This is a genomic window from Bradyrhizobium sp. USDA 3262 (assembly GCF_054060035.1).
Map to the genome: position 1 here is coordinate 6,391,249 of NZ_JBSSCT010000001.1, position 19,174 is coordinate 6,410,422.

Sequence of the window (19,174 nt, forward strand, 5' to 3'; positions counted from 1 at the left end):
TACCTGTCGCTTATCGCGTGAGCCTCTGGCGTCCGCCTATTCGCTACGTTCGATGAAGATTTCGACCCGACGGTTCTTGGCGCGGCCCTCCGGAGTCGAATTGCTGGCAATCGGTGAATCCGATCCCTTGCCGTCGACATCGACGCGCGAACCATCGGCCAGGCCGGGCTTCAGCGCGGCGGCAACCGCCTTGGCGCGCTCGACCGACAATTCGAAATTCGAGGGGAAACGCACGGTGCGGATCGGCGAGCTGTCGGTATGGCCAACCACCCGGATTCGGCCGGGCTCCTTGTCGAGCGTCGCCGCGACGCGGGCCGCGATCGGCTTGAAACCATCCAGGATGGTTGCCTGGCCAGAGGCAAACAATGCGAGATCGCACACCCTGATCACGATGAAGCTCGCCGTCTGATCCGCCGTCATGGCGCACGCCGTCTTCTCCTGCGCAAGCGCGTTGCGAATGCGCTGCAGCTGGGTGATGCGGTCCGGCGGTGGCGGCGGAGGCGGTGGTGGCGGCGGCGCAACGACGCGGCGCTTGAGCTCGATTGGATCGCCGGGATGCAGTGTCAGCGCGACTTGCGCAGCATTCTCTGCACGGCCAGCCAGCAACGTTCGCAGAACGAAATAGGATCCCGTCAGCAGCGCGGCGACCACGGCCGCCACCAGCCAAACCGGAATACGCAAGTGCTTCCGCCGACCGGCCAAGGCCCGGCCCCGCCAGTGCGGCGACAAATCATTGGTCGGCTTGGGTCGAACCCGGCGTAGCGTTTCATAGAGGTTGCGCTGGATCACCTGGAGGTTCGCAAGCCCGCCCGGCGACGTCCGGTGGATACCCTGGAATCCGAGCGCAAGGCAGGCGTGCTGAAGCTCGAGCACCGGATAGTTGACCAGCGGATCAGTCTTCAAATGGTCGAGAATCTCGAAGAAGCGTACGCCGCCCACGCGCTCGCCGAAGAACCGGCTGAGCATCGAGTATTGGGCCCAGACGTGTCGATCGTCTGTCGGTATGTGTTGCACAATATCGTCGGCGGTCGCGCACAGGATATACTTCGCGGTATTGGCCTGGTGCTCGGAAATACCCGCCGAGCGGATATCCTTCTCGAAGAACTTGATGGCGTCGGCGACCTGCTCCATCAGGCTCGCGAATGACGCCCGCATCAGCGCGACGCGCAGCCGGCCAAGCAACTGCAGCAAAGGGCCGCCGGCGCGCATCACCGGATTGGCGTTTGGCGCAACCAGATCGTCGACACGCAAGGGCGGTCCGGGCGGCAGGATCGGTTGCGGCGCCTGAGCCGGCGCCGGTGTCGAAATCCATTCCTCTGACGGCTGACTGGTCGGCGGGGCCGCGTAGCTTGCGCCCTGCGGTGTGGGAGAGAATGAAGGCGGTGGCGAAGGGCCACCCGGCGTAGCCATGGGCGATGGCGAGTACCCTGGACGGCTGGCAGGTCCCTCGCCTGCCGGAGGTTGAGGAGCCGGAGCCGGCGGCATCTTCCCGCCGGGGTTCGGACGGATGATGGTCCGCTCACCCCGACCGAAAGGATTAACCGGCTTGTCCCTGTCGGTCATGGCCGCTCTTCCAGGATGGCCCAAAGGTACAACTCAAGCTCCGGCCAGTCGCCGGAAAAATGCATCCCGATCGAGGCCGCCGTGCTGAACTCGGGCCATAGCGGCGACTTGCGATCGAGATAAAAATAGACGTGGTCTGTGATGGCTCGAATGTGCGGTGGCGGCGTGGGCAGATGCACCAGGGTCAAACCCGGCAGGTTTGCGTGCACGATCTCGGTCATTTTTGTGTTGGGCCCGACCTTGAACAGGTGCGGGAATTCATTCTGAATCTCCACGAGGGGCCGCCGCGCGGCGACCTCCAGCACCAAGGTCGCATTCCGGAACAGCGCGCGATCGCGGATCGGCGATACAAATGCGTTCTGGGCGCGTTCGATGATCTCCAGACGGATCGCCCGCCTGCCCAGCCGCGCGCTCAGGAAATCCTGGATGTCGCGCACCAGGGGCGTGAAGACGTATTCGAGGTTGTCGTGATCATATGCCGGGTAGTCCCGTGCGCGCCGTTCGGTGGTCGCGAAGGTCGCAAGCTCGCCGGCAAACCGCAGCAGTTCCTCGTACAGCCGCTCGGGATGTACGCTGCCGGACCGCTTGAAATGAGTCAGCACGGGAATGGTCCGGTTGAGCACCTGCAGCACGAGATAATCGACGCTCTGCAAGCCGCCGCCGGACGAAGGATCGACCGCGTAGCGCGCCAACTCGTCGAGCTTGGTCTCAACCCAGCCAATGATTCGATTGAGCCAGCCATCGACAACCGGATGCGCAGCGCAGACCAGCATCGGCGGCACAAACTTGTCGTCGAACAGGATATTCTTGTCGCGCACTTCGAGGATACGAGCGATGCCGAGACCCATGTATCCCGGCTTGCTCGTCTTGCGCAGCTCGAACGAGAGCCGCGGATAGACGATGTCGATCTCTTCTTCGATGCGCAGCGCCGAGGTTGAATCGATAAACGTTTCGGCAGTCCGAACGTAGCGACTTGCGCTGTCGGTGCGATCCTCATCCACCTCCCGCGTATTGGGCGCCGCGACCGGCATCATCAGCCAGACGATCTGGCCTGCGGCCGAATCCGGCACTTCGATGGCTTCCGGGATCGGACTGTCGGCAGGAATATCGAACGGCGTGCCGTCCGGCATGACGCCGGTCGCACTGCGCACGGCGAACTTGCTCTGCTGGGTAAGATCGTTATCGATCTCGAGCTGGGCAAAGCCCCAGGGGTACGGTGTCGTGTAGCGAACGCGCTTTTCCAGCAGATGCTCGAGATAGCGATCGTTCTGCTGCAGGTGATGCGGCCGCAGGAACAGACCTTCCGACCAGAAAACTTTGCTGTACCAGGACATTCCTACATCCACTCGGCAATGATCGGCGACTGCATCGTCACCGACAGTTCACTTTGACCCCGGCTTGTCTGCGCGGTCGTAATATTCGGAGAAATGCAGCATGAAGGTATCGATCGGCGCGCTCTCGTCGCGACCGAGATGCGCGTTCCAGCGCGTCAAAAATTCATCCCAGAGCTTGCTCTTGTTCGAGCCAAACAAGGACCTTGCGCCGCGCTGAAGCTCGAGCTCGCGCGCCATCAGCGTCGGATCGATACTGGCGATCAATCCCCGGACGGCATGCTGCATTGCCGCATAGGTCTTCAATTGATGGGATTTGAGGTCCTTGAAGCCCTGGGCGAAGGCATGCGGCGCATCGAGGTAACTGCGCGTCGGCGGCCCGAACAGGATACGCATCGCGTCTTCCGCGGTCGGCGAGAATTTCAGCGGATTGTTCTCGATGGCCTGGATGGTGGTTTGGCTGGTGCTGCGCGTCAGCTGCTTGGCCTGGGTCCGCGCCTGCAGCAGGGCCATCAGGTTTTCCACGGTCATGCGCAGCATGACGCCAAGCTGTTCCGCGAGTTCGGCTTCGGTCTTGTCGGCAAAGAAACCGTCCGGCAGTCCGGCAGCACGTGCGACCAGGCGCGCAAACTCGGGATTGCCGATCGACGCGGCCGTGGCCGGTGCCGGCTCGGCCAGTTGCGGCCGCGGCGCTCCCACATGCCCTGCCGGTGAGGGAGCCGGCGGTGGCGGGACAGCCGCTTCGTCGTCGGCCCATACCGACGGTCGGCGCGGCGTCGGCATCGCTTGCAGCACATCGACCGGCGGTTTTGGCGTGGCAACCGGACCCGCTGCCCAGCTCATGTCGTCGTGCAGCGGCGGCTCGCGCTGAGGCATCTGTGGCGAATGCCGGACAGGATCGACGCCCGCCGGCGGAACGCTCGCTGCCCAGTCCAGGAATTCCGGATTGACGGGCCGCGCGGCCTCGCGCGGCTTTCGCAGCTGCTGCGGGTCGATTGGCGGCGGCACGTCGCGACCGGGAGCCCACAGTTCCTGGTAATCGGCGTGCTGCTGAGCGAGCGGAGCTTGCTGCTGCGCGCCATGGCTCGGCGTGCCCTCGGCAGGCTCATCCAGGTCCAGCGAAACGCCAATCACATAGTGGCCGATGACGAGCCGATCGCCGTTACGCAGCCGATGCGCTCCCCGTATGCGCTGGTCGGCACCATTGAGAAAGGTGCCGTTGGTCGAGACGTCGTGCAACCAGTAGCCGCCGTCGCGATAATGGATCTCGCAATGCTTCCCCGAAATCATCCGTGCCGGATCGGGCAATGTCCAGTCGAGATGGCGGTCCCGGCCAATGTCGACCGAGCGCCTTCCTGTGACGGTAAATGACACAGGGCCGCCGTCTGGAAGGTTCGGCTCGTTCTCGATGTTAAAGCGAAGCACCATCACATCGTCTCGTCAGCGTGGAGGGCGCGGTTCGCCGCGTGCCAATTGAATACCATCCTCCAGGCAGGCCGTCATTATCCGGTCCCTGGACTCACGGGTAAGCCGACAGAGGCCGATCAAAAGGGCTGCGCGAACCGCTCGCGCCGTCTGATCCGGCTTGGCTTCGACCGGTGCAAATTCCGCGGGAACCACGCTTCCGCCAGACCAACCCGCCGCCAGCGCCAGCCAGGTCGCCGGCTGCTCGGGATCGTTGGCATTGCCGACCGCCAAAGCCTTGTTGCGCGATTGCTCGTCCGGTTGCCGGACCCAGGTCTCGGCAAAATTGAGCGACCTGCCTTCATTGCCGTCGAAATGGTCGAACATCTGCCGCAACGAGCGACAGCCCCAGGCGACGGCCACGCGCCTGGGGAGCAGATACGCGCAGAAGGATACAGCCTGGTGCCAGTTGCCAGCATCGGCCGCCTCCTGCAGGAAATCCAACGACAACTTGTCCGGAGCGGCTTTGCCGACGTCGTAGCGGGCCAGCGGATAGGCTTCAAACAGATCGTGGACTGTGCTGAACCGAACCTGATTCATGGCTGTCAGCCGACAATGGTTGGCGTGCCGTGGGCAACCAACGGGCCGCCGGCCGCGAGCGCCATGGCGGCCTGCGCGGTCATGGTGATGGTCGGCGCGTTGATGACGATGCCGGCTGGAGACAGGATGATCTGGCTTGGACCAACCTGCAGGGTGATATTGACGTTGGCCGAGAGGGTGATGCTCAGGCCCGCATCGACGGACTGATCCAGCGCCAGCTTGATGTGCTGACCGCCCAATTGGATATCAAGCTTGTCGTTGCCGTTCTTGAGCGTGGTCTTGCGGGTATCGCCGCCGAACGCGGCCTCGCCAATGGTCCTGGTCTCGGTGTCGCGGACCGTGACATCGTAGTCCTTCTCGGCGTGCACGGTGATCTTCTCGGACCCCTTCTTGTCCTCGAAGTTCCATTCGTTGTAACCGCCGCCTCCCTTGGTCGAGTCGGACTTCAGACCCGCAATCGTCTTCTTGGACGGCAGGTCGTAAGGCAGCTTGTATTCATCGTTGTAGACGGTCCCTATCACCAAGGGCCGGTCGGGATCCCCTTCCAGGAATTCCACGACCACCTCCTGCCCGACGCGCGGGATGATCTGACCGCCCCAGCGCTTGCCGGACCAGACTTGCGCCACGCGCAACCGGCACGAGCGCTTCTTCTTCCGATCCCAGAAAAAGCGAACATAGATTTCGCCCAGCGACTCGACGTCGATTTCCTCGCTCGAATTGTCGTCCTTGGTCACCACCTTGGCTGTCTGAATGCCGTTGATCCTCGGCTTCGGCGTCGTCATGGGAGATCGAAACGGCCGATCGCTTGGCAGAAATTCGTAGCTGCCGAAGTAGACGTGCTGTCCGGCGTCGCCGGGGCCGCCAGTGCGATAGGATTCGATGGAAAACGAATGAGCGGCTCGTACCACGAGATATTCGACGTTCTGCGAGTCTTTCGAGTGCTTCTCGAGCTTGGTTAGTCCGCCGGGAAACAGATTAACGGCGTCGCCGTTGCCCCGGCGGCGCCGATCCATCGCCTGCTCGGCCTGGAGCTGGATTTTCGCGTATCGCTCGCCGTCGGACTTCTCCTTGAACTTGCCGGGATAGTCGTAGAACTCCATCTCGGATCGTGTGTAGTGCTCGGAGCCCTTGGCGTCGCTGATCATCTGCGAGTTGGGCTTCTGGTAATTGTAATCGTTGAGCTCGATCTTCCCGGTGCGAAACCGGCGCTCGGAGGCCCATTCATAAATATGCTGCTCGCCGCGACGGTCGGAGCCGGTGAGCGGGATGTAGGGGATCTTCGCGAGACCGTTGATGGGGTTATGCGAGGACTTGGAGTCAGCCAGCACCAGCGTATGCTTGCCGCCTTCATGCTTGAAGAAGTAGTAGATCCCGTGCTGCTCCATCAACCGACACACGAAATCCAGATCGGTCTCGCGATATTGAACGCAGTATTCGAGCTTCGGACATGAGCCCTCTTCGGTAAGCTTGGACTCATAGTCCGTGAAGCCGCGCTCGTTGAAGACCTCCTTGATGATATCGGGCGCCTTCTTGTCCTGAAAGATCCGGCAATCGGTGGTCCGCGACAGCAGCCACAACCAGGGCTTCAGCACGATCCGGTAACTGAAATAGTCGTTCTTCACCCCCAGCCACTGGGCTTCCGTGAGAATGCCGCTGAACTCGCGTTCCTTCTCGTGCAATTTGATGGTGAGAGTGCACTGCTTGCCAATGGCCCGATCAAAGTCGAGATCGGCCTCCTCGCTGAGACACTCGATGCGATATTCGAACAGTTCACTCAGACCTTCGGCGGCCTCGAACCGGGCAAAAACCAGAACGTCCTTGCCAAGGGGGGTCTTGAGCTCGCAGAGGCGGGTATCCTGGGTAAGCTGGCCCATGTGGGCGTTAAACTCCCTCGTTGACCGCACCAGCTGCGCAACCGGCGCATCGGGCGGTCAAGCACGAACAACCGAAATCCGAGCCGGCCATCGGTGCGATGGCCGACAAGTCCGCCCGGCGTCGCCCTCACCTGACGCGGCAAAGCACCCGCCCGAGGAAACCGCTGCGGCACTCATGTAGTCGGTTCCAAGCGCTTGCTGGTTCACGGGAAACCGCCATCATGCCGGGAATGAACCGAGGCCGGCGTTGATCTGACCTAACAGTCAATCGGATCATGATCCCCCGCGTGATCCGCCAGATGTCACGGACCTGGTGGAGGGACCAGGGCCCCGCAGACGGATCCTCTTTGCATGCTCGACGTCGTATCCCTGACCCAGCCCATCGACCCGGACAATCCCTGCGGGCCTGACCTCGATGCGGCCGGCGACGTCCAGTACCTGAATTTCTTCGCAGCTGCGGAATCGTTGCTGCCGATGTCGTATTTCGAGGTCGTAAATGCGAACGGAGAGCGCGGACGGTTCGACCCGAAGGCCATCGATATTGCCGGCCAGTTCGCCGCTGCGCAGCCCCTGTTGGCTCGCACCCGCGATCTGCGGCTGACCATGCTGCTCGCCAAGTTTTCCATCCTGAACCGCGATCTCGATGGCTTCCTCGACTGCCTGAGGGCAACCACCCTGCTGCTCCGCGAACAATGGGAAGCGGTTCACCCAAGGGGCGAAGACGGCGACTATGCTTTTCGGGCCGTCACCATCGAGGCGATCGACGTGTTTCCGACGGTGATCAACCCGCTCCAATTCCTCCCCCTGATCGAAAATCGAAGGCACGGCAGCCTCAACTACCGTGCCTATCAGATTGCCAAGGGCGAAATTCCCGCCGCCGATGCCGATGTCGACATGCCGGATCTCGGAACCATCGAGCGCATCGTCGGCGAGACCGATCTCGACACCCTCAAGGCGGTGAGCGCCCGCTGTTCGGCGGTCGCTGCCGAGATCGCCGGCATCAAATCGGTTTGGCACGAAAAGTTGAACTCGGGGCAACCCATCAGTCTCGACAGGCTGGCGGGTGTCGCGAATGGCATGGCCGGCTGGCTCGCGACTCTGGTCACCGCACGCGATCCGGCTGCAACTGCCCCATCCCCGGATGCGTCTACTCAAGACGGCCCGCAGCTTCCGATCGAAATCGCCGGCGCGGTGACCTCACCCGGACAGGCATCCGCGGCGCTGGCGGCGGCCGCCGACTATTTCGCTCGGAAGGAACCGTCGAGCCCGGCGCTGTTGCTGGTGCGGCAGGCGCAGGACATGGTTGGCAAATCGTTTATCGAAGTGATGCGGATGCTGATGCCGGCCCACGTGGAGACCGCCGCCATCAATATCGGTCGCGACAAGGTCTTCGACCTGCCGATCGAACGCATGGCGGAATTCGCCACCTCGCTCCCATCCGCGGCCGAAAACGAGGCTCAAGATGCTGTTTTTGCGGCAGAAAACAGAGCGCAGGCGTTGGACTTGCTGAGCAAGGTCGCGTCTTTCTTCCGGGCAGCAGAGCCGTCCAGCCCGATCCCGTTCCTGGTCGATCGCGCACGCGAACTCGCACAGCGAGACTTCCTCAGCCTGCTGAACGAAGTGCTGCCCGAGGGCGCTCTGAAGGCGATCGATAAATCGAATTGAACCCGCCTTCCGTTCGACGGGACTAACTGAACGGAAGGAAGCTCCGCCGACGAAAGACCGAGGCACTTCCCCTGCCTGCGTCGCGCAAGTCGGCTTCCGCAGAGATTTTTTTGTGAAGAGGGCAACCCAATGGCAACCGACAGCGGTCAAAAATTCATTCGCCGAAACCGCGCACCGCGCGTGCACATCACTTACGAAGATCCCTACGACGCCGAGCGGCTGATCGAGCTGCCGTTCGTCATGGGTGTCCTATCCGATCTTTCCGGCAACAACCCCGGCGTCGAAAAGACGAAGGTCGAGGAGCGCAAGTTCCTTGAGTTCGACATGGACAATTTCGACAACCGCATGGCGGCGATCCAGCCCGGCGTGACGGCGCGCGTCGCCAATCGTCTCAGCGACGGGTCTGACGAAAAGATCTCCGTCAACCTGCGCTTCAACAAGATCTCCGACTTCACGCCGGTGGCGGTGGCCCGCCAGGTGCCGGCGACGGCCAAGCTGCTCGAAGCGCGCGAACAGCTCGCCAACCTGCTGCGCTACATGGATGGCAAGGTGGGCGCCGAGGACCAGCTGAAGAAGCTCCTCGCCGATCCTCAACTGATGGCCGCGCTGCGCGAGCGCGCGACCAGCCAGTCCACCGAAGCCGACACCAACAGCTAAGGAAGGAATGGGGACCATGGCAAAAGAAGCAATCCATAAAGAGACCACCACCAAGGTCGGGACCGTCGAGGCCGACGAGTTTGCCGCCCTGCTGAAGCAAAGCTTCAAGCCGCGCACCGAACGCGCGGCAACCGAAGTCGAGAATGCGGTGTCCACGCTCGTTCAGGAGGCGCTCAAGGACACGAGCGTCATCAAGTCGGACGTACTCGACACCATCGAGGAGATGATCGCGCGGATCGATCAGAAGCTGACCGCGCAGATGAACGAGATCCTGCACGCGCCCGAATTCCAGGCGATCGAAAGTGCCTGGCGCGGCCTCCACTACCTCGTCTTCAACTCCGAGACCGACGCCAACCTCAAGATCCGGGTGATGAACGTCTCCAAGAACGAGCTGTATCGGAACCTGCGGCTTTATCCCGATGCGCGCTGGGACCAGAGCCCGCTCTTCAAGCAGATCTACGAGTACGAATTCGGCCAGCTCGGCGGCGAGCCGTTCGGCTGCCTGATCGGCGACTATTATTTCAGCCACCTTCCCACCGACGTGCAGTTGCTCCGCGATCTCAGCAAGATCGCCGGCGCCGCCCACGCCCCCTTCTTCAGCGGCGCCGAGCCTACGCTGATGGGAATGGACTCGTGGACCGAACTGTCCAACCCTCGCGACATTGGCAAGGTGTTCGACACGCCGGAATACGCCGCATGGAAGGGACTGCGCGATCAGGACGACTCGCGCTATCTCGGCCTGTGCATGCCGCGCGCGCTGGGACGCCTCCCCTACGGCGCCAAATCGGAGCCGGTGGAAGAGTTCGCCTTCGAGGAGGAGACGGACGGGCACACTGGTGACAAATACGGCTGGATCAACGCAGCCTATGCGATGGCAGTCAACATCAACCGCGCCTTCAAGGAGTTCGGCTGGTGCACGCGCATCCGCGGCGTCCAGTCCGGCGGCGAGGTCATCAACCTGCCGACGCATACGTTCCCGACCGACGACGGTGGCGTCGACCTGAAATGCCCCACCGAGATCGCCATCAGCGATCGTCGCGAGCACGAGCTTGCAAAGGCGGGACTCATCCCGCTGATCCATCGCAAGAACACCGACAAGGCCGCCTTCATCGGCGCCCAGTCGCTCTATAAGCCGAAGAAGTATTTCGGCGACAAGGGCGTGGATGCAACCGCGTCCGACAACCTGTCGTCACGTCTGCCCTACATGTTCGCAGTATCCCGCTTTGCGCATTATCTGAAGTGCATGGTTCGCGACAAGATCGGATCCATGAAGGAAAAGGATGAGCTGACGGTCTGGCTGCAGACCTGGATCAACGAATACGTTGATGCCAATCCGGCCTTGTCGTCAGAAGCTCAGAAAGCGCGCAAGCCGCTGGCCGCTGCGAAGGTTGAGGTCATAGCAAACGAGGAGAACCCGGGATATTACAACGCGCGCTTCTTTCTCCGTCCACACTTTCAATTGGAAGCGATGGACGTCGGTCTCAGTCTCGTTTCGCGCCTGCCAGGCCCGAGCTCCTGACGCCGCGCTATCGCAACCGTCTATCATCAGAGCATTTTGAAAGGGCTATGCTATGGCTGTCGACATCTTTTTGAAACTCGATCCGATCAAGGGCGAGTCGCTCGACGACAAACACAAGGAGGAAATCGACATTTTAAGCTGGTCGTTTGGCGAAAGCCAAAGCGGCACGTTCCACAGCGGATCAGGCGGCGGCGCCGGCAAGGTCGCCGTTCAAGACCTCCACTTCACCCACTTCGTGGACAAGGCGACACCCGAGCTTTTCAAGGTCTGCGCCAATGGAAAGCACATCGACAGCGCCATCCTCACGGTACGCAAGGCCGGTGAACATCCGCTCGAATATCTCAAGATCGAGATGAAGCACGTTCTGGTTTCCAGCGTCTCGACGGGCGGATCGCACGGCGAGGATCGCCTCACCGAAAACGTCAGCCTGAACTTCCAGAAGGTCAAAATGACCTACAAGACCCAGACCGAAAAAGGCGGCGCCGGCGCGTCTCCGGTGTTCGGATGGGACGTTGCGGCCAACAAGGAATGGGCCTGATCGCAGGCTTCCTGCCCGGCGCCAGTTGCCCATAGCGGCAATCGGCGCCGGCTGTACGGGGACTGTCAATGACTGTTACGCCAAGGAAGGACCGGCTCTCTCCGCCATTGATGCTGGCCTTTCGTGCGGCTTATGACGCGCGCGATGCGCGCAAACCACTCGAACTGCGCGATCAGTTCGGTGAGCGAGTGATAGCGGGACGGCGCAGCGCTGGTCGGTTCCCGATCTCGGAGACGCTGCTAAGGCGCGAGGTTTCGCAGGACGTCGAAACTCTCCTCAACACCATTGCCCTCGAATCGACGCTTGACCTGACGGGTCGCGGCTGCGTCCGCACCTCGATCCTGAACTATGGATTCCCCGATATCGCAAACCGTTCGATCGACGAAGTCACCGACGAGGAGCTCAGCGATGCCCTGCGCATGTCGCTGACGACCTACGAGCCGAGACTCGATCGCAAGTCCATCCGGGTGCGGCGCGACACCTCCGTGGGCGCCGAGCAGCTCAAGCTGCGCTTCGTCGTGCATTCCGACCTGAAATGCGAACCGCTCAACGTGCCCGTGGAATTCGTCGCAGACGTCGACCTCGACAGCGGCGATATACAGATCAACCGATTATAGCATGAACCGCGAGTTCCTCGACTTTTACAATCGTGAACTGTCGCTGCTGTACGAGCACGCGGAGGGTTTTGCCGAGGAGTATCCTGGCATCGCCGAGCGCCTCGGCGGTCTGGTCCGCGACCGCTCGGATCCGATGATCTCAGGCCTGCTGGAGGGCGCTGCATTTCTCGCCGCTCGTGTTCAGCTCAAGCTCAAGCACGAGTTTCCGGAATTCACGGCGAACCTGCTTGAGCAGTTGGTTCCGAACTATCTCGCGCCGACTCCGTCTGCCATGCTGGTCAAGGTTCAACCAACCTACGCCGATCCGGCGCTGCGCGACGGCAAGAAGATTGCGCGGGGCGCCTATTTCGACGCGAGCTATCGCGAAAGGGAACGGAGCCTCGCCTGCCGGTTCCGGCTTTGCCGCGATATCGTGCTTTGGCCCTTTGACGTCACCGGCGCCGAGTATTTTGCGACCGCGGGCGCGTTGCAGGCCCTCGGGATTCCAGTCGGCGGAGAGGTCATCGCCGGACTCAGGCTCTCCTTGACGCACCGTACCGCCGCGCGGCTCGACGAGGAGCCGGCGGACGCGGAGACCCGCAACAAACCGGAGACCTGGTTCGCCGGCTGCCGCACCAGCGAACTGCCCATTTATCTAACCGGCGCCGAGTCGGATGCCATCGCACTTTACGAACAACTGACATCGAACTGCGTCGGGCTCTATTTTCGCTATCTCGACGATTTCGGCGATCCGGTCGTCATCCGGGCTCCGAACGACTGTGTGCAGCAGGTCGGCTTCAGCGAGAACGAATCCCTGTTTCCGAACGACAACCGGGTCTTTCGCGGCTCGGAGTTGTTGCGGGAATATTTCGTGTTTCCGCGCAAGTTCCTTGGCGTCAATCTGACGCAGCTTCGCGCTGTGATGCCGCGGTTACGCAGCAAATCCATCGATATCGTCTTCGCGTTCGATGAGCACAACTCGCGTCTCGCCGCCTCGGTCCGGGCGGATACGTTCAGTCTCTACACCGCCCCGGCGATCAACCTGTTCGAGAAGACCAGCGATCGCATCCCGATCAAGTCGAATACCTACGAATACCACGTGGTGCCCGACCGAAGCCGCTATCTCGAATACGAACCGCACCAGGTACTGGAGGTCTACGCGCACTTTCCGGCGGAAAAGGACAAGCGCCGCGTACGTCCGTTGTACTCCGCCGCCGTCGACCGGACGGCCGGATCGGTCGAGGGACTTTATTATACGGTTCGTCGGCTGCCGCGGCGGCGCACCGTCGAAGAGAAGACCTATGGCGCGGCCTCGGACTATACCGGGACGGACATGTTCCTCTCGCTGCTCGAGCCCGGCGACCCGAGCGGCGACGGATCCGCCGCCGAGCTGAGCGTCCGGGCGCTGTGCTCGAACCGGCATCTCACGGAACATCTTCCGGTCGGCCAGGGCGGAGCCGACTTTCGCCTGCTCGACGACACCTCGCTCGAGCTGATGTGCATCGCCGGCCCCACCCGACCACGCGAGCCGGTGGTGGCGCAGTTGCGCAGCCGCAGCGAAATCGCCAATAGCGGCGTCGTCAGCTGGCGCCTGATCAACATGCTGAGTTTGAACTATCTCGGCCTCGTGGAACGCAGCGGCGGCAAGAACGCCGGAGCACTGCGGGAGATGCTGTCATTGTTCGCCGACCAGTTCGACGATGCGACGGAGCGAAAGATTCGTGGCGTGCGCAGCGTCGAGAGCAGGCCCGTGGTGCGGCGGGTGCGTGAGCGTACCGGCAGTGGCGCGGCGCGCGGCCTGGAGATCACGGTCACGCTCGACGAGAAGGCTTTCGAGGGCAGCGGCGTGTTCCTGCTCGGGGCTGTGCTGGAACGCTTCTTCGCCGACTATTCAGGCTTCAACACCTTCACCCAGACCGTCATCTCGACTCCGGAGCGCGGCGAGATCATGCGTTGGCCGGCCCGCATGGGCACCCGGAGGCCGCTGTGACGCTGATCGACCAGATGAAGGCCGAGCCCTGGCGGTTCGATTTCTTTCAGACGCTCCGCCAGCTCGAGCGATGCAATCCGGATCGGCCGCGGATCGGCGACAGTGCAGCGCGTCGCGAGGAGTTTGTCGACCTCGGTCAAACCCCCTATCTGGAATTTCCCGCCTCCAATCTGAGCTCGGTCGACGATCGTGATGGCAGGCTCAGAATTCTGGTCAAATTCCTCGGGCTGCTCGGACCGCAGGGCGCGCTGCCGCTGGCCACCACCGATGAGAGCGTCGGCTGGCAGTTGATGCGGGACGACGCTTTCCCCCGTTTTCTCGATCTGCTGAATGGACGCTTTCTGCAATTGTTCTTTCGAGCCTGGGCAGACGCACGGCCGATCGCCCAGCATGATCGCCCATCCGACGACCGCTTCATTGCCTATGTCGGCTCCTTCGCCGGCCTCGGCTCCGATATTTTTGCCAATCGGGATACCGTGCCTGACATGGCGAAGCTGAGCTTCGCCGGGCTGGTTTCACCGAGAGCGAAATCCGCATCACGACTGGCGCGGCTGCTGCAAGGGCTGTTCGATGTCAGGGTCGAGATCGACGAGTTCGTTGGCACCTGGCTCCCGTTCGACCCAAGCCATTGCAGCCGGCTCGGCGGGACGCACGCCAGGCTCGGTCACGACGCACTCCTAGGCTCGCGTGTGTTCAGTGTCGAAGACAAGATCAGGGTTCGCGTGTTCGTGAAGGATTTTGCTCAATACGAGCAGTTCCTGCCCACCGAAGCGCCGAACCTGTCCGAGCCCCTGGCTGACGCCGTCTACTTCTACATCGGCGACGAACTCGAGTGGGAGGTGGAACTTGCCATTCCGGCGGGAGCGGTTGTCCCGATGAAGCTGGGGCAGAGCGGACGCCTTGGATGGACCAGCTGGGTTTCGCCGAACTGGGCCTCGACCGAGGAGTACCGGCGCGATGCACGCTTTCACCTTGCCGAGCGTCTGAGAGCCCGGCGCAGCGCTGCGACAGGTACGCCGCCGGTTTGAACCTAAGCATCGCTCGGATTGTCCTAACATCATGGGAATTCGAGCCGATTTCCGCGACGACCCCGGCATCGTCCAGGGATTGAGCAGGAGGCGCCATCGTGACCGACATCAGCCTTGAGGCCGTAACTGGCAAACTGAACCGGGCCGGATACGATGCCTTCATACAGGCCCTACGCCACGCCAAGAGCGCCAGCAACCGTAACGTGGAGCTTGCGCACTGGCTGTTTCACATCCTGCAACAGGAGCGGACCGACCTCAGCCTGTCGGTGGATCACTACAAGCTCGACCGCGCGCGGCTGCTGTCGGACCTCGCAGGCGTCATCAACGGTTTTCGCAAGAACGAAACCGACATGCCGGGCGTCGCCAATTCGGTGATCGATATTCTCGACCGTGGCTGGCACTATGCCACGCTGTTCTTCGGCGAGACTCAGATCCGCACCGGACATCTCCTGGTCGCCGGATTGAAATCGAACGAGATCCGTCGTGCGCTCAACAATATCTCGCAGGAATTCGCCAAGATAAACGTCGACGCATTGGCCGCGGAGCACCGCGCCATCTGGGCAGGCTCCGAGGAAGAGACCATGCGTCCGATGGACGGCTCCGGATTGGCCGGTGCCGGCACCGATGGTGCGGACCGCGCGAATCCCAAGGGGACGACACCGCTCGACCGGTTTTCCCAGGATCTCACGGCAAAGGCCCGGTCGGGCCAGATGGACCCGATCCTTGGTCGGGACGACGAGATCCGCCAACTGATCGACGTGCTGATGCGCCGGCGGCAAAACAATCCGATCCTCACCGGCGAAGCCGGCGTCGGCAAGACCGCCGTTGTCGAGGGATTTGCCCAGCGTATTGCCGCCGGCGAGGTGCCGCCGCCGCTGCGCAACGTCAGGCTCTGCGCGCTCGATATCGGCCTGATGCAGGCCGGCGCCTCGATGAAGGGCGAATTCGAGCAGCGCCTGCGCTCGGTGATCGACGAGGTACAGAACTCGCCTACCCCGATTATCCTGTTCATCGACGAGGCTCACACGCTGATCGGAGCAGGTGGCGCAGCCGGCACCGGTGACGCAGCCAATCTCCTCAAGCCTCCCCTCGCCCGCGGCACGCTGCGTACCATCGCCGCCACCACCTGGGCAGAATATCGCCAATACATCGAAAAGGATCCGGCCCTCACACGACGCTTCCAGCCGATCCAGGTCGATGAGCCGGATGTCGAGACCTGCTGCATCATGCTGCGCGGTCTCCTCGGTCCGATGGAGAAGCACCACGGGGTTCGCATTTCGGACGCCGCGATCGTGACCGCGGTCAACCTCTCGCATCGCTACATTCCGTCTCGGCAGCTGCCGGACAAGGCGGTCAGCCTGCTGGACACGGCCTCGGCGCGGGTCGCCATCAGTCAAAGCGCGACGCCGGCCCTGATCGAGGACGCTCGCGTCGCCATAGCGGCACGCGAGGCCGAGCGATCGGCGCTGGTCAGCGACGGCGATCTCGGGGACGAGAACAGCGAGCGCATCACCGCGATCGACGGCGACATAGCGGCGTTGAAGAACAAGCTGACCGGCCTCGAGGCCGACTGGGCCAAGGAACAGGAGCTCGTCAAGGACATCCGCAGCATTCGCGAAATCCTCTCCGAGAACGCAGACGAAGATCGAGCCACCAAACGCGTCGAGTTGCGCGGCAAGTTCGAGACATTGGAGGGCATCAATCCGGAGAAGCGGATGATCTATGCCCATGTCGACCAGCAGTCGGTCGCCTCTGTCGTGTCCGACTGGACCGGCATCCCGACCGGCAGAATGATGCGTGACGAAATCGAAACCGTTCTGAAGCTGCCCGAGATTCTCAATCGCCGCGTGGTTGGCCAGTCCCACGGGCTGACGATGATTGCCAAGAGAATCGAGACCAGCCGCGCCAAGTTGGACAACCCGTCCAAGCCGATTGGCGTTTTCATGCTGGCCGGACCGTCCGGCGTGGGCAAGACGGAAACTGCCCTCGCGCTTGCCGAAACCCTTTATGGCGGCGAGCAGAACATGATCACGATCAACATGTCGGAGTTCCAGGAGGCCCATACGGTCTCGACCTTGAAGGGCGCACCTCCGGGATACGTCGGCTATGGTGAGGGCGGTCGGCTCACCGAAGCGGTCCGGCGCAAGCCTTACAGCGTCATCCTGCTCGACGAGGTGGAGAAGGCCCATCCCGACGTCCATGAGATCTTCTTTCAGGTGTTCGACAAGGGAGTCATGGAAGACGGCAACGGTCGGCGAATCGATTTCAAGAACACACTGATCATTCTGACCACAAACGTCGGCACCGATCTCATCATGAGCCTGGCGCGCGATCCCAAGTATCGCAACGAGCCGGAAGAACTCGCCAGGCTGCTGCGGCCGGAGTTGCTGAAGGTGTTCCCCGCCGCGTTGCTTGGGCGCATTGTCTCGATCCCCTACTTTCCGCTTTCTGACGAGATGCTTGCCGGCATCGTCAGATTGCAGCTCGACCGGATCGGACAGCGCCTCCGCGATAACCACAAGGCTGCCTTCGGCTACGACGATGCAGTCGTCGAGCACATCGTATCCCGTTGCAACGATCCGGACTCCGGCGGGCGGATGATCGATAACATCATCACCAACACGCTGCTGCCCGAACTGTCGCGCGAATTCTTGAGCAAGTCTCTCGCCAAGGAGGAGGTCAAGCAGACGCGCGTCTCGATCGTGAACGACAAGTTTGCATATTCGTGGAACTGACTGCGATGAACATCCAGACCGAGCACCGCCAGCCGACCGCCGGTACCACAGCATACGACGAGGTGTATTATCCCGGGCATGTCTACGGGCTCACGCACCCGAACCATCTGGCGACGATCGCTTCGGTCTATGGCATGCAGCCGGCTCCGGTCGAGCGCTGCCGGGTCCTGGAGCTTGGCTGCGGCGTTGGCGGCAATCTGTTGCCGATGGCTTTTCAATATCCAGACAGCGAGTTCATCGGTATCGACCTGAGCGGCGTGACGATCGAACGCGGACAGCGAAACATCGCCGCATTGGGCTTGAGCAACATCAGGCTTCTGCATTGCGACATCATGGATGTCGACGCTGCCTTCGGACAGTTCGACTACATCATCGCCCATGGCGTGTATTCATGGGTACCACCGGTCGTGCGCGAGAAGATGATGTCTATCTTCAAGCGGAATTTGGCGCCACAGGGGCTGTGCTACGTCAGTTATAACGCGCATCCGTTCTCGCATCTTCGCGACATGGTCCGCGACATGATGCGGTACCACACCCGGCGTATCACCGGGATGAAGGAAAAAGTCGGACAAGCTCGCGCCATCGTTAAATTTCTCAGCGAAGGATCGAAGTCCAACTCGGTGCACGGTACAGTCATGCGCGATCAGTGCACCCGCGTGCTCAACGCTCCGGACGAGTTGCTCTTTCACGACGACCTCGATCAGGGCGCGACGGCCTTCCTTTTGCACGAAGTCGTCGAAGATGCCGGCCGACATGGCCTGCAATATCTGAGCGACGCCGATTTCTCACGGCGCTATCTTGCCGGCTACACCGAAGAGGTCCGCGCCACGCTGCAGCGCTTTCCCGAAAGCGAGTTCATGGCGCGCGATCAGTACCAGGACTTCATCGACGGCAACGGGTTTCGGCGTACGTTGCTCTGCCACGAGGGTATCTCCCTTGACCGCCAGGTCGATCTCGACTTCATCACCGCCTTCTATCTGCTGAGCACCACCAGCCCACGTCGCCCCGACGCCTGCCTGACTGACGATTCCGAGATGGAGTTTGAAAATCAGGACGGCAGCCGGATCACGGTGACCAATCCGCTCCTGAAGGCCGCACATCTTTGTCTCGGCCGGGCCTGGCCGCGCGCGCTTTCATTCACCGAACTGCTCGATGGCGCGCGGACGCTGCTGGAGGGCCGGCAAACCGGCGATGACCAGCGGATATTGACGGAAGCGCTCTATATCCTGGCCTGCAGCGGCGAGGTCTCCTTTCTGAAATCACGGCCCTTTCTCGTGAAGGAAATCACGGACTGCCCGCAGGCCAGCCTGCTCGCCCGCAGACAAGCGCAGAGCGGCCCGCTGGTCACCAATCTGCTTCACCAGACCGTGCAGTTGGAGGACGACAGGACGCGCCATTTCCTGCAGTTGCTCGACGGCTCCCGGACGATCGAGCAAATCACGGCCGAAATGACTGAAACCTTCGGACCAACCGTCCAGGTCAAGCAAATGGACGATGCCGGGCAGCCGGCCGAGCCGTTGCTGCTGTCAACCCGACAGAGCGTTGACCGTTCGCTGGCGACGGTCGGCAAACTGGGTTTGCTGGTTGCCTGAGGCTTTCGACGGCGTCGACCTCGGTAAGGAAGTGGCGGCAGGGAGCCGGGCCGGCAGCCAGTTTGTGGGAGCGGACGCCCCG

The 19,174-nt window shown here is 62.0% G+C and carries 14 protein-coding genes; 9 read left to right on the top strand and 5 right to left on the bottom strand.

The window, feature by feature from the left end; all coding sequences use genetic code 11:
* Positions 1-36: 36 nt before the first annotated feature.
* The 5 genes from tssL to ACVWYP_RS30125 all read right to left on the bottom strand — a co-directional run bounded on the left by tssL (position 37) and on the right by ACVWYP_RS30125 (position 6,772).
* Positions 37-1,251 (bottom strand): type VI secretion system protein TssL, long form, encoded by a 1,215-nt coding sequence (tssL, locus tag ACVWYP_RS30105; RefSeq protein WP_304495842.1) that lies wholly within the window; start codon positions 1,249-1,251, stop codon positions 37-39.
* Between the two features lie 308 nt (positions 1,252-1,559).
* Positions 1,560-2,897 (bottom strand): type VI secretion system baseplate subunit TssK, encoded by a 1,338-nt coding sequence (tssK, locus tag ACVWYP_RS30110; protein ID WP_028339365.1) that lies wholly within the window; start codon positions 2,895-2,897, stop codon positions 1,560-1,562.
* 48 nt (positions 2,898-2,945) lie between these two features.
* Positions 2,946-4,322 (bottom strand): type VI secretion system-associated FHA domain protein TagH, encoded by a 1,377-nt coding sequence (tagH, locus tag ACVWYP_RS30115; protein ID WP_304495843.1) that lies wholly within the window; start codon positions 4,320-4,322, stop codon positions 2,946-2,948.
* 12 nt (positions 4,323-4,334) lie between these two features.
* On the bottom strand, positions 4,335-4,898 hold the full coding sequence (locus tag ACVWYP_RS30120; RefSeq protein ID WP_016843428.1) for a DUF6931 family protein: 564 nt from the start codon (positions 4,896-4,898) through the stop codon (positions 4,335-4,337).
* Positions 4,899-4,903: 5 nt separating this feature from the next.
* Positions 4,904-6,772: a type VI secretion system Vgr family protein gene (locus tag ACVWYP_RS30125; protein WP_304495844.1), complete on the bottom strand. Its 1,869-nt coding sequence runs from the start codon at positions 6,770-6,772 to the stop codon at positions 4,904-4,906.
* A 351-nt stretch (positions 6,773-7,123) separates the two neighbouring features.
* On the opposite strand from ACVWYP_RS30125, the gene ACVWYP_RS30130 reads away from it, so the two are divergent.
* The 9 genes from ACVWYP_RS30130 to ACVWYP_RS30170 all read left to right on the top strand — a co-directional run bounded on the left by ACVWYP_RS30130 (position 7,124) and on the right by ACVWYP_RS30170 (position 19,092).
* A complete protein-coding gene (locus ACVWYP_RS30130) occupies positions 7,124-8,437 on the top strand; it encodes a type VI secretion system protein TssA (RefSeq protein WP_304495845.1) in 1,314 nt (437 codons plus the stop codon).
* Between the two features lie 129 nt (positions 8,438-8,566).
* Entirely contained in the window at positions 8,567-9,094 is a 528-nt protein-coding gene (gene tssB, locus ACVWYP_RS30135) for a type VI secretion system contractile sheath small subunit (protein WP_304495846.1), read from the top strand.
* Between the two features lie 16 nt (positions 9,095-9,110).
* On the top strand, positions 9,111-10,613 hold the full coding sequence (tssC, locus tag ACVWYP_RS30140) for a type VI secretion system contractile sheath large subunit (RefSeq protein ID WP_018272201.1): 1,503 nt from the start codon (positions 9,111-9,113) through the stop codon (positions 10,611-10,613).
* Between the two features lie 52 nt (positions 10,614-10,665).
* A complete protein-coding gene (locus tag ACVWYP_RS30145) occupies positions 10,666-11,151 on the top strand; it encodes an Hcp family type VI secretion system effector (protein ID WP_028339372.1) in 486 nt (161 codons plus the stop codon).
* 68 nt (positions 11,152-11,219) lie between these two features.
* Entirely contained in the window at positions 11,220-11,768 is a 549-nt protein-coding gene (tssE, locus tag ACVWYP_RS30150) for a type VI secretion system baseplate subunit TssE (RefSeq protein ID WP_304495848.1), read from the top strand.
* 1 nt (position 11,769) lies between these two features.
* Positions 11,770-13,737, top strand: coding sequence for a type VI secretion system baseplate subunit TssF (tssF, locus tag ACVWYP_RS30155; RefSeq protein ID WP_304495849.1), 1,968 nt, complete (start codon positions 11,770-11,772; stop codon positions 13,735-13,737).
* On the top strand, positions 13,701-14,765 hold the full coding sequence (gene tssG / locus ACVWYP_RS30160; RefSeq protein WP_304495850.1) for a type VI secretion system baseplate subunit TssG: 1,065 nt from the start codon (positions 13,701-13,703) through the stop codon (positions 14,763-14,765). The genes tssF and tssG overlap by 37 nt, the downstream gene beginning before the upstream one ends.
* 98 nt (positions 14,766-14,863) lie before the next feature.
* Positions 14,864-17,500: a type VI secretion system ATPase TssH gene (gene tssH, locus ACVWYP_RS30165; RefSeq protein ID WP_304495851.1), complete on the top strand. Its 2,637-nt coding sequence runs from the start codon at positions 14,864-14,866 to the stop codon at positions 17,498-17,500.
* 5 nt (positions 17,501-17,505) lie between these two features.
* Entirely contained in the window at positions 17,506-19,092 is a 1,587-nt protein-coding gene (locus ACVWYP_RS30170) for a class I SAM-dependent methyltransferase (RefSeq protein WP_304495852.1), read from the top strand.
* Positions 19,093-19,174: the final 82 nt, after the last annotated feature.

Excerpts from the sequence above, each read along its gene's own strand:
- tssK (WP_028339365.1), bottom strand. The coding sequence starts at position 2,897 with ATGTCCTGGTACAGCAAAGTTTTCTGGTCGGAAGGTCTGTTCCTGCGG.
- tagH (WP_304495843.1), bottom strand. The coding sequence starts at position 4,322 with ATGGTGCTTCGCTTTAACATCGAGAACGAGCCGAACCTTCCAGACGGC.
- ACVWYP_RS30120 (WP_016843428.1), bottom strand. The coding sequence starts at position 4,898 with ATGAATCAGGTTCGGTTCAGCACAGTCCACGATCTGTTTGAAGCCTAT.
- ACVWYP_RS30125 (WP_304495844.1), bottom strand. The coding sequence starts at position 6,772 with ATGGGCCAGCTTACCCAGGATACCCGCCTCTGCGAGCTCAAGACCCCC.
- ACVWYP_RS30130 (WP_304495845.1), top strand. The coding sequence starts at position 7,124 with ATGCTCGACGTCGTATCCCTGACCCAGCCCATCGACCCGGACAATCCC.
- tssB (WP_304495846.1), top strand. The coding sequence starts at position 8,567 with ATGGCAACCGACAGCGGTCAAAAATTCATTCGCCGAAACCGCGCACCG.
- tssC (WP_018272201.1), top strand. The coding sequence starts at position 9,111 with ATGGCAAAAGAAGCAATCCATAAAGAGACCACCACCAAGGTCGGGACC.
- ACVWYP_RS30145 (WP_028339372.1), top strand. The coding sequence starts at position 10,666 with ATGGCTGTCGACATCTTTTTGAAACTCGATCCGATCAAGGGCGAGTCG.
- tssE (WP_304495848.1), top strand. The coding sequence starts at position 11,220 with ATGACTGTTACGCCAAGGAAGGACCGGCTCTCTCCGCCATTGATGCTG.
- tssF (WP_304495849.1), top strand. The coding sequence starts at position 11,770 with ATGAACCGCGAGTTCCTCGACTTTTACAATCGTGAACTGTCGCTGCTG.
- ACVWYP_RS30170 (WP_304495852.1), top strand. The coding sequence starts at position 17,506 with ATGAACATCCAGACCGAGCACCGCCAGCCGACCGCCGGTACCACAGCA.